The sequence below is a fragment of the Sulfurimonas sp. genome (assembly GCF_016744025.1).
Taxonomy (GTDB): Bacteria; Campylobacterota; Campylobacteria; order Campylobacterales; family Sulfurimonadaceae; genus Sulfurimonas.
Genome location: NZ_JADGFC010000084.1, coordinates 1 through 11,538, shown reverse-complemented (window position 1 = coordinate 11,538; position 11,538 = coordinate 1). Strand labels below are relative to the sequence as shown.

Annotated in this window: 10 protein-coding genes; 9 read left to right on the top strand and 1 reads right to left on the bottom strand. The window is 31.5% G+C overall.

Features of this window, described 5'->3' with window-relative positions; all coding sequences use genetic code 11:
- From QZZ48_RS11095 to polA, 9 genes are all read left to right on the top strand, one after another.
- Positions 1-586: hypothetical protein (locus QZZ48_RS11095; RefSeq protein WP_294965684.1), on the top strand; the 586-nt coding region annotated here is incomplete at its 5' end.
- A gap of 4 nt (positions 587-590) precedes the next feature.
- Complete coding sequence (locus tag QZZ48_RS11090; protein WP_294965681.1) at positions 591-1,589, top strand: hypothetical protein; 999 nt, start codon at positions 591-593, stop codon at positions 1,587-1,589.
- A complete protein-coding gene (locus QZZ48_RS11085; RefSeq protein ID WP_294965678.1) occupies positions 1,561-2,394 on the top strand; it encodes a tyrosine-type recombinase/integrase in 834 nt (277 codons plus the stop codon). Before QZZ48_RS11090 ends, QZZ48_RS11085 begins: the two co-directional genes overlap by 29 nt.
- A 42-nt stretch (positions 2,395-2,436) precedes the next feature.
- Positions 2,437-2,913 (top strand): HD domain-containing protein, encoded by a 477-nt coding sequence (locus tag QZZ48_RS11080; protein WP_294965675.1) that lies wholly within the window; start codon positions 2,437-2,439, stop codon positions 2,911-2,913.
- Positions 2,914-3,009: 96 nt separating this feature from the next.
- The gene (locus QZZ48_RS11075; protein WP_294965674.1) at positions 3,010-3,516 is read left to right on the top strand and encodes a hypothetical protein; all 507 of its coding nucleotides are present in this window, start codon (positions 3,010-3,012) and stop codon (positions 3,514-3,516) included.
- Positions 3,516-4,226: a sulfite exporter TauE/SafE family protein gene (locus tag QZZ48_RS11070; RefSeq protein WP_294965671.1), complete on the top strand. Its 711-nt coding sequence runs from the start codon at positions 3,516-3,518 to the stop codon at positions 4,224-4,226. The genes QZZ48_RS11075 and QZZ48_RS11070 overlap by 1 nt, the downstream gene beginning before the upstream one ends.
- Positions 4,227-4,273: 47 nt before the next feature.
- Positions 4,274-5,791, top strand: a complete 1,518-nt coding sequence (locus QZZ48_RS11065; protein ID WP_294965667.1) for a diguanylate cyclase — start codon at positions 4,274-4,276, stop codon at positions 5,789-5,791.
- A gap of 23 nt (positions 5,792-5,814) precedes the next feature.
- The gene (locus QZZ48_RS11060; protein ID WP_294965665.1) at positions 5,815-6,642 is read left to right on the top strand and encodes an HDOD domain-containing protein; all 828 of its coding nucleotides are present in this window, start codon (positions 5,815-5,817) and stop codon (positions 6,640-6,642) included.
- Between the two features lies 1 nt (position 6,643).
- Positions 6,644-9,361 carry a DNA polymerase I gene (gene polA / locus QZZ48_RS11055; protein ID WP_294965664.1) on the top strand — a complete coding sequence of 906 codons (2,718 nt, stop codon included), beginning with the start codon at positions 6,644-6,646 and terminating at the stop codon, positions 9,359-9,361.
- A gap of 1 nt (position 9,362) precedes the next feature.
- Here polA and QZZ48_RS11050 read toward each other — a convergent pair whose 3' ends face one another.
- The gene (locus QZZ48_RS11050; protein WP_294965661.1) at positions 9,363-11,420 is read right to left on the bottom strand and encodes an EAL domain-containing protein; all 2,058 of its coding nucleotides are present in this window, start codon (positions 11,418-11,420) and stop codon (positions 9,363-9,365) included.
- Between the last annotated feature and the right edge of the window lie 118 nt (positions 11,421-11,538).

The following is an 11,538-nucleotide window of genomic DNA, read 5'->3' as shown; positions in this document are numbered from 1 at the left end:
AAATGATATAGAGATGGTAAAAGAAGAGTTGAATTCTGAAGAAAAGTTTTTTGAAAAAGCTGTTATTACAGAAAAGTTTGTAAAAAAATATAAAAATTTAATGATAGGTGCTGTTGTTGCTTTAGTTATAGTTGTTGGTGCTAATATAGCTTATGATATAAATAAACAAAACCAGATTACACAAGCAAATGATGCACTTTTAATTCTAAGTAAAGATTCAACAAATTCTGAAGTACTTTTAACAATAAAAGATATTTCTCCAGAACTTTACGATGTATGGATTTACTCTAATGCAGTTGCAAAAAAAGATATGGCAACTATTAAAGAGTTAAGAAACTCTTCAGCAGTTATGATTGGTGATTTGGCAAAATATGAGATGGCTCAGGATGCAAAAGACGCTGAGTCTTTAGACTCTTATGCATCTGAGCAAGACGCAGTGTATAGAGACCTGGCATTAGTTCAAAGTGCTATTATCTTGATGAATAATTCACAAATCGAAAAAGCTCATGAAGAACTAGCAAAAATATCTGCACAATCTTCTCTTAGTAAAATAGCTGCTGCATTGCTTCACTACGGAGTAAAATAATATTTTGAGAAAATCATGTCTACTTTTTGCGGTTATATTAACTCTGCTTTTTGCAGGGTGTAGTTCTAAAGAGGTTTATGAGCCAAAGCTTGTTAAAGCAGATTGGGAATTTTATGGAGATTCAACTGAAAAAATAGTAGATGTTTCTTCAGACGTTGCTATGCTTGAGAGCAGAAAAGTGCTTTTAAAAGATAGACTTATTGATACAACTATCCAAGAGTCATATAGACTTCTTGGTAGCAGTGATGGATGGGTTTTAAGTTCTACAATTGATGGAGAGCTTATTATAGACTTTATAGATGATGCTTCTATGAAGAAAAAGTTCAATCTTAAAAAGACTATTGCCGGTGCAAGTATTAAAGATGATATTTTAGCTGTGCTCTTTTCAGACAATGAAATGGCACTTTATTCTATCTCAGAGAAAAGCCTTCTAGTTAAGGTTCAAGGGACAACTCCTGTAGTTGTTGACTCTAGAATTGTAAATCCATATTTCATGAATGACTTAGTTCTTTTTCTGACTCTTGATGGAAAAATTGTAATTGTAAATTCAAAACTCAAAAAGAAGTTAAGAACTACTATTGTATCTTCAGAAGACAACTTTAATAATATTATATACTTTAATGTAATTGATAACAAACTAATTGCAGCAACAGGTAGCAAGATTCTGTCAATGGCTACTAAAGAGATTAGAGTAAACTATGAAGTTAGAAATATGGCTTACTCAGGTAAAAATATCTTTATAACTACAAAGCAGGGTGAAGTGATTTCTTTGACTCCAGATTTACAAGTAAATGCGAAAGTTAAGTTTCCATTTGCTCATTTCTTGGGTCTTATAATCCATGATGATAAAATATATGTACTAGAAAAAGAAGGTTATTTAATAGAGATAACAAAAGATCTTCTAGAATATAACGTATATGAAGTAGACATAGAAGATGGTTATATCTTTGTAGCTGACAAGATGTTCTACATAGATGATGAATATATCTCTCTTGAGCAATGAGCTAGAAGCTTTTATAGAATACATAAGTGTAACAAGAGCACTTAGTAAAAAAAGTGTAGAAGCTTACAAGGGTGACCTTTTATCTATAGAAAATGAGTTACAAACTCCTCTTATAAATCTCGACTCTAATAGTGTTCTTCAATGTTTATCAAGATATGAAAATAAAAGAACACTAAATAGAAAACTATCTGCAATCAATGCTTTTTTTGACTTTTGTCATAAGAGTAATTTTAGTGAAGAAAAAACAAAATATAAATTTGCAAAAATTCCAAAATTACTTCCTAGATTTTTATCTTACAAAGAGATACAAAACTCCCTTTCATTAATAGACAGAAGTTCATGGCTTGGTCTTCGTGATTATGCTCTTATCATGTTTTTATTTGCATCTGGGACGCGGATAAGTGAGTGTTTGGCATTAAGACGAGAAGATATGGAAGATGGCTGGCTTCATGTTAGACATGCAAAGGGAGAAAAAGAACGAGTTGTCCCTATAGCAAGAGTTGCATTAGAGGCAATAAACGCTTATTTAGTAGAAAAACCAAAAGATCATGAATATATTTGGTGTAATTATAAAGGTAATTCTCTTAGTCGAATATCAGCTTACAAAATAACACAAAAGTATCTTGGTGTATCGCCACATGTTCTTCGTCACTCTTATGCTACTTCTCTTATTACAGGTGGAGCTGACCTTAGAGTTGTGCAAGAACTCTTGGGACATGCTTCACTTCTTACAACACAAATATATACACATATACAAAAGCAAGATTTAAAAGAAACAGTTGACGTTTGCCATCCTTTGGCATAATATAAATAGATAATAAGAAATAAAAAATTAAAGGACTACAAAATGAGTAAATATATTAAAAATTCTATTCTTTCAATACCATTCTTGAAGTCGCTATTTTTTACTCAAAATGAATGGCACCAACATGGTGTTTTACTTCATACTCTTCGAGTAACTTACTACACTCTAAAAGCTAAAGATTTTAAACTTGTACCTGCCGCATTTTTACATGATATTGGTAAACCATTTTGTGCTTTTAAAAAAGATGAGGATGACATAGTATATCGTGAATATAGCTTTACCGATCATGAAGAAGTAAGTTATCAAATCATAAAAAAATGGCCTTTTTTAAGTGACTATACAAAAAATATTGTACGTTACCATTACCTCATACGAGACATAAGAAAGAGTAAAATAGAGAGTCCTCCAAGATATAAAATTAAAAAGAATATTTGGGACTCACTTGATGATGAGACAAAAATAGAGTTAGAAAAATTTTTGCTTTATGATGATTTAGGTAAGGGCAAAAAAAGAAGATAGTGTTCTTCATTTCATAACACTATCGTAACAATTTTTTTGTATACTAAAAGTAAACATTTTATCTATTTTTCAAAAAATATTAGGAGTTTTATATATATGATTAAAAAATTTACATCTTTTTTAGTTGTTCTTGGTTTAGTAGTACTTATAGTGACTATTTTCCTCTCAGTTGCATCTCAAAAACAGATGATTGTTATCAAAGAAGGTAACATAAATAGAGTTGCATTAAAGATGGTTATCAACAAATATCAAGATAGTGACTGTGGAATGCTTATAGATAATATGGACTATATCTCACAGGTAGTTTCTCCAAGTGGTAAGACCTGGTTCTTTCACGATCATGGTGGATTTGTAAAATGGCTTGAAGATAAAGAGTTTAAAAATGAAGCTGTTATCTGGGTTATGAGTAAAGATACTAAAAAATGGATAGATGCTAGAACTGCTTTTTACTCTCTTGTTGATAAGACGCCAATGGGTTATGGATTTGGTGCATATGAGAAACAAGTTCCTACGCATGTAGATTTTGATACAATGCGACTACGAATGTTAAGAGGAGAAACCCTTAACAATCCTCATATTAGAAAACAACTTTTAGGACACTAGTGGAAACTGTAAATATATTAACAATTATGAGCATCGCTTTTTTAGGTTCGTTTGGTCACTGTATAGGTATGTGTGGTGGAATAGTTCTAGCATACTCTACTATCAAAATCCAACCAAGCAGCTCTAAAGTATCACAAAGTGTAGCTCACCTTCTTTACTCATTTGGTAGAGTCTTTACATACTCTATCCTTGGTGCAATGTTCGGTGCTTTGGGCGGAGTTGTTACCTTCTCTAACAATGCTAATGGTGCTCTGCTTATATTTGCAGGTATTGCTATGGTTTTAGCTGGACTTTCACTTATGGGAAAGATAAAGTTTTTAACTCTTATCGAACACTCATTTTCTTCATCACAACTATATAAAAACAGTTTTAAAAAAGTTTTAAACTCAAAATCAAATCTTAGCTTCTTTGTTCTTGGAATGTTAAACGGTTTACTTCCTTGTGGTTTTATCTATTTTTTCGCTATTACTGCGGCTAGTACAGCTGATCCTCTTTATGGAGCTTTAGTGATGGCAATATTTGGTATTAGTACTATCCCAGCTATGTTTGGACTTGGCTTTTTAGCATCTCTTAGCTCTGCTACAAGTTTTAGAAATATGATGATGAGTCTTGCATCTATAGCTGTAATCCTCTATGGAGCATATACTATTTATAATGGATATGACTATATTATAACTCCACAAAAGTCTTTGATTGATTGTCATACTTAAGTTTTATTGTATGTAAAAAATAGTAGTATTAATGTAAGAGGTGTCTTATGTATTCTAAATTTCATAAAAACTTTTTAAAAATACTATTTACTATCATTCTTCCAATCCTTTTTATTGTTATGGTTTTTAGCATGTATCTTGTTGAGAGATTGTCCCAAGAAAAAAGAGCTTTTCTTTTTGAAAAATCTATCACACTTGCTAGTCTTATCTCTCATATAGCCATCTCAGAACAAAATTACTCTAAAGATTCTTCTTCAACTGAGACCATTAATCAAGTGCATGAAACCTTTCAATCATTAAACTTTATGGGTTTAGAACTTGAATATTTAGTAGGAAAAATATCTGATGGCAAAATAGAATTTATTGCATATTCAGACCAAAAACCAACTTCAATAAAATTTGAAAATGCAAACTCTTCTCTTTCTATGAAAAAAGTTCTTGAGGGAAAAGAAGGAGTAGGTGTTGGTTATGACTACGATGGCCAAAAAGTCTTTTCATCTTATCACCCAATTGAAAATACTAACTGGGGACTTGTAATAAAACAACCATACAGCATTCATATTAAAGCCATTTATACTACTTCAATTATGGCTTCATCAGCACTAGTTATGTTAATTATTTTTATATATATTTTTTTAAAAAAGACTCAAGAAAAACATAGAAAAAAAGTTGAATATAGTGAGCATAGGTATCAGCAAATTGTTGAGAGTAGCAATGACTTTATTTGGGAAGTAGATTCTAATGGTTCATATAAATATACTAGTCATAAAATAGAAGATATTTTGGGTTACACTCGTAAAGAGATGTTAGCAAAAAAACCATTTGATTTTATGAGTGAAGAAGAAGCAAAAAGATTGAGTAAAATTATCTCACAAGAGATAAAAATTACTAATTTGGAAAATACTAGAATACATAAAGATGGATATGAGGTGCATTTTATTAGTAATGGTTCTCCTTTTTATGATGAGTCAGGTAAATTGCAAGGTTATAGAGGAGTTGACAGAGATGTGACTCTCTTAAAACAAAAACAACAAGAGATAGAACACTTGGCTTTTTATGATACTTTAACCGGTTTGGCTAATCGAGAAAATATAAGTGAGAGAATTACTCAAGAGATAAACTATACTAAAAGAAACAACATTGAATCAGCACTTCTTTTTCTAGATCTGGATGATTTTAAACAGATAAACGATACATATGGACACGATCATGGAGATGAAGTTTTAAGAGTAATATCAAGTAGAATCACAAAGTCAATCAGAAACTTTGATGTTGCAGCAAGAATTGGTGGGGATGAATTTATTATTTTAGTTCGTGGAGTAAAAGAAAATAAAACAGATAGTTTAAGTTATTTGGATGAAATGATTCAAAGAATTTTTAAGGATATAAATGAACCTATAAAGTTCAAAGGTATTTTTCACAAAGTTGGTGTAAGTATCGGTGTGGCTATTTTACCTGAAGATGGTAAGGGTTTTGATGAGCTTTTAAAATATGCTGATAGTGCTATGTATGAAGCCAAACATCTTGGTAAAAACCGTGTTGAATTTCATAAAAAAGTGATATAATTACTTAAAAAAAAAGGCTAAATATGAAAAACTCTATAGTTGATAGTATTAAGTCTCTTCCTCCTCTTTCAAAAACAATTTTAGATATTAATAAAGTTTATTCAAATGAAGAAGCTTCTATACAAGATTTGGCAAAGGTAATAGAACACGATCCTATGATTGTAGCAAATCTTTTAAAAGTCGCAAATTCACCACTTTACAGCTTTGGTAGAGAGATAAGAAATGTTGCACAGGCAGTAAGCCTATTTGGTATGGGAATGACTCGTACTATTGCTCTAGGAAATGCAGTAAGAAAACTTTTAAATGTAGATATGCAACCATATGGAATTAGCTCTGATAAGTTTGCAAATATCTCTAGTATGCAGGCTGCTTTTATTCAAAAATGGTATAAACAAATTGATAAAGAAAAAGCTGATAAGTTATTTCTTTGTGCATTTTTGCAAGAGACTGGAAAGATACTTATTGCAAGTGCAATCATAGAAGATGATGAAACGATTAGTTTCAAATCAGAAATACAAAATTCAAATAACTTAGCAATAGTTGAAAAAGTATATATGGGAGTAACAGCTTCTGAGATAACAGCAGAAGTTTTTGAGCATTGGGGATTTGAGAAAGAATTTATACAAATGATTAAATTTGCAGATAATCCAGAAGAAACATCGGATGAGCTAAAAGAATACTCTAGAGCTCTTAATATTGTAAAAACTATTATCCCTGTAAACCAGCCATTATCTGAGAGATCAATTAACTTTGGACTGAAGTTGGCTGAAGATGCAGGATATAAAATAAGTATTTTACAAAACGTAATAGAAGAATTAACACATAGTCTTTCACAGACTCCAGAGGATTAGAATGAGTAAAACAGTTACAGTAATAGATACATTTGGATTTTTCTTTCGTAGTTTTTATGCACTCCCACAACATTTAAAAAACAAAGATGGTTTTCCAACAGGGCTTTTAACAGGTTTCACTAACTTTATATCAACTCTACAAAAACAGCATGATAGTGATTATATAATCTTTGCAATAGATACTAAGGGTAATACCTTTAGAAATGAAATAGACCCCAATTATAAAGCAAATCGTTCAGCCCCGCCAGAAGAGTTAACTATGCAACTTCCAGTGGCTATTGAGTGGATTGATAAGATGGGTTACAAGACCTTAGGTCAAGTTGGTTTTGAAGCTGATGATATGATAGCTACAGTTGTAAAGCTTGCAAAAGATAAAGGTTACAAGGTTAGAGTTGTATCTCACGATAAAGACCTTTACCAGCTCATAGATGATGGTAAAGTAGTTGTTGTAGATGCTATAAAACGTAAAAGTATGGACGAAGAAGCTTGTTTTGATAAGTACGGAGTTACTCCAAAGCAGTTTATAGATTACCAGTCTATTCTTGGAGATAGTGCTGATAATGTTCCTGGTGTTAAAGGTATAGGAAAAGTTGGAGCTGAGAAACTATTAGTTGAGTATGAGACACTTGATAATATATATACTAATATAGATGAAATTAAGCCTCCTGGAATGCAAAAGAAGTTAATAGAGTCCAAAGACCAAGCATACATGTCAAAGCAGCTTGTAACGCTTAAGCAGGATGTTTTAACAGAGTTTGATTTTGAAGAGTATAAAATGGATATTGAAAATCCATTTTTAAATATTTATGATGAACTTGTACAGTATGAACAAAATGCAGTTCTTAGAGTTCTTCATGCTAAAAATATGGTTTCTCAAGAAGCGCAAGATGAGGCAATTGTTAGAGTTGAAGACGTTAAAGAGACTAAAAACTTAGACTTTAAAAGCAGACTGATTACAGATGCTAAAGAGCTTGATGTAATTTTAGATACTTTAACTCCACAAACTGTAGTGGCTTTTGATACAGAGACAACGGGTTTAGATTATGACAAAGACAATCTAGTAGGCTTTAGCTTTTCTTTTAACGATGAAGAAGCTTATTATGTTCCTTTTGCTCATGTTTGTTTAAGTCAACCAGATCAGATTTCTAAAGAAGATGCAGCTATTGCGATTAAAAAGATATTTAACTCTAAGGTTGTCGGTCATAACATCAAGTTTGATCTTCATTTTGTTAGTAGATTTTTAAAGGATGATACTCTTAAAGTATATGCTGATTCTATGATTTTAGCTTGGTTGATAAATCCAGAGAGTGCTTTAAGTCTTGATAAACTTTCAGACAAATTACTTGATCATACAATGGTTGCTTTTAAAGAGACTGTAAAAAAAGGTGAAACATTTGCCAGTGTAGAGCTCGAAGATGCAGCGAAGTATGCAGCAGAAGATGCATATATAACTCTCAAGTTATTTAATCTTTTTAATGAAAAACTAAAACTTCAAGATGCAACTCATCTGATAGAAGAATCTCAAAATGTTGAAGTTCCTTTTATAAGTACTCTTTTAGGGATGGAAAAAGAGGGTATTAAACTAGATTCTAGATTTTTAGAAGAGTTTTTAGTTGAAGTAAAAGAGACACTTACAAACTTAACTAAAAATATTTATAAGCTTGCTGGGAGTGAGTTTAATATTAACTCTACGAAACAGCTTGGAGTTATACTTTTTGAACACCTTGGTCTTCCTGTTGGCAAAAAAACAAAGACTGGATACTCAACTGATGAGAAGGTTCTTAACTCATTAAAGGGTAAGCATGAGATTATCTCATCGTTATTGGAGTATCGTGAAGTTTATAAGCTTTACTCTACTTATATAGAGCCACTTTTAAAGCTTAGTCGTGAAGATAAAGCTGGAAAAATACATACCTCTTTCGTTCAGACAGGAACAGCAACAGGAAGACTAAGTTCTAAAAACCCAAATCTTCAAAATATACCTGCAAGAAGTGCTCTAGGTCTAAAAATTAGAGAAGCTTTTGTGGCACCTGAGGGTAAAAAGTTAATTGCAATAGATTATTCACAGATAGAGCTTAGACTTCTAGCTCATTTTTCTGAGGATGCTGTTTTAGTAGATGCCTTTAAATCAAACAAAGATATTCACTTGCAAACTGCTATTGCCTTATTTGGTGAAGAAGAAGCTCCTTCTAAAAGATCTGTTGCTAAAACTGTAAACTTTGGACTTCTTTATGGAATGGGACAGAAAAAACTATCTGAGACTTTAGGCATAACAACAAAAGAAGCTAAAGAGATTATAGAGAAATATTTCGAGTCATTTCCAACTGTTAAAACTTACTTCCGCTCTATAGTAGAGAGTTCAAAAGAGAATGGTTATGTTGAGACACTTCTTAAAAGACGTAGATACTTTGACTATGAGACAGCATCTCCAATGTTTAGAGCAGCTTATGATAGAGAGTCTGTAAACAGCGTTTTTCAAGGTAGTGCATCTGACCTTATAAAACTTTCTATGAATAAGATTGCACAAGTTATAAAAGATGAAAATCTAAATGCAAAAATGCTTCTACAAATCCATGATGAACTTATTTTTGAAGTAGACGCTAACGAGGCAGAATCACTTGGTCAAAAGTTTAGAGAGATTATGCAAGGTATATATGAGTTAAATATTCCTCTAGAAGCAAGTATGAATATTGGAGACAACTGGGGTCAACTTAAATAGTTTACTCTATAAGATTTGCTGAGGGTTCACTAAAGTGGTACCCTTGCGAATACTCAATCCCTAACTCTTCTATAATATCTTGAACTTCTTGGTTATGTACAAACTCGGCTATACAGGGAATATTTGCATTTTTAGCAAAAAACACTATAGCTTTTGTGATTTCATAACTCTTTGAGTTTTTATAAATATCTTTGATGTATTTAGCATCTATTTTTAAAAAATCAATGTCCAAGTCAAGTACTCTCTCAAAGTTAGAATACTCAGAGCCAAAATCATCTATAGCTATTAAAAACCCTCTATTTTTTAGTTTGTTTAGTTGCTTTATGTGGTTCTTTTTACCAGTAGCACTAACACCTTCAAGAATCTCTAAAATTACACGACTGTTTTGTATACCAAACTCTAAGCTTTTATCATTTAGATACTCAAGTAAATAGTTTTTACTTAAATCATCTTCTGTAATATTTATAGAAAATATATAATCATTAGATGCCATAACCTCAAAACTTTTATCAATTATTGCCTTAGTTATTTCAGGTAGTAAACCAGATAAACGAGCTGGTTCTAAAAATACATTTGGCGATACTATTTTTCCATTATTTTCTATTCTTGCAAGAACCTCATATTTTACAATCTTCTTTGTTTTATTGTTTCGAATACCTTGAAAGTAGGGTATTACCTTATCTTCATTAAGAGCATAATGTAAAATATTGTTTGAGGCTATAAAGGTTTCTCTTTGTGAGTGATCTATACTATCTGCATCTTGATTGAAAATATAGGTAGTATTTCTACCTCTTTCCTTAGCTTGTTTGAGAGCCAAGGCAGTATTTCTTAACAAGTTGTTTTTTGCATAAGCTCCACCATAAGTAAAAGAGACATTTAGTGAAATATTATCTATTGAAATTTCTTTGTTATAGAAGAAGTCCTGGATATCAGAAGTTTTTTGTTTTATATCTATATCTTCATAATAAAGAAGAGCAAACTCATCTGAGTTTATTCTACATGTGTGATTAGTATTAAAATTGTTTTTAAGCAAATTTGCAATGCTTACAAGAAGTTTATCCCCAACATCAAAACCGTATGCTGTATTGATATAGCTAAAATTATTTACATTTAAAAGTAAAAGTGTTTTTTCTTTATCTGATTTTAAAAACTGTGTAAGTTTAGTTTTATTATAAAGCCCTGTAAGTGAATCTTTAAAAGCCATGTCTTCTACTTGTTTTTGACTTTTTTTAAGCTCTGTTAAGTCACTAAATACTGCTAGATAATTATACTCTTTATCATGTTCATCATATATAGCACTTACACTCACCCATTGTGTAATCTCTGTACCGTCGGAGAGTTTATTGATAATCTCTCCAGTCCATTTAGATTCATTATGTATACTTTGCCACATTTGAGTGTAAAATTCTTCATTATGTTTTTTAGAAGATAAAATATTTGGATTATGCCCAAGAACTTCTTTTTCTGTATATCCATAAATCTTTTCAAATGCTTGATTTACTTCTATAATTTTGTTGTGCTCATTTGTAATAATCATGCTCTCAGCGGCATTTTGAGCAGCAGTAGCAAACAGTTTAATACGTTTCTCAATTCTTCTATTTTTAAGTATGATACTTACAATAGATGCAACAGTATGAAGAAGTTTTTTATGAAATGGAGCAGGTGAGCGATGTTCAAATGAAGATAAGGCAAAAGAGCCTATGGGATTATTATCTTCATCACGAATAGGCATAGACCAGCATGAACAAAGATTAAAATCAACAGCAATATGACGAATATCTTTCCATCTAGAGTCACTGAAAGTGTCACTTACATACTGAGGTTCATTATGAAAAACAGCATTTCCACACGAGCCTCCAAAAGGTCCAGGTTTTAGGTTTGCTAAAGCGTCATGACCTGCTTGTGAGACTGATGGAGCTGATGTTACACTCAAAAGTTTTGTAGATTTATCTACCATCATAATTGAAGCAACTGAGTTTGGTAATAAGCTTTGAGCCAATATGCATAGGCGATCAAAAATATCTGTACAATAACCTCTAGAGGCAATCATAACAAGCATATTCTGTTGCATATCTAAAATATTATTACGCCAATTCTAAAATCAAGTGCAATTTTTTGAAAGTAAGTTGAAAGATAGGATTAATCGATAATCTGCTAATCTTATTCGACCAAAAACA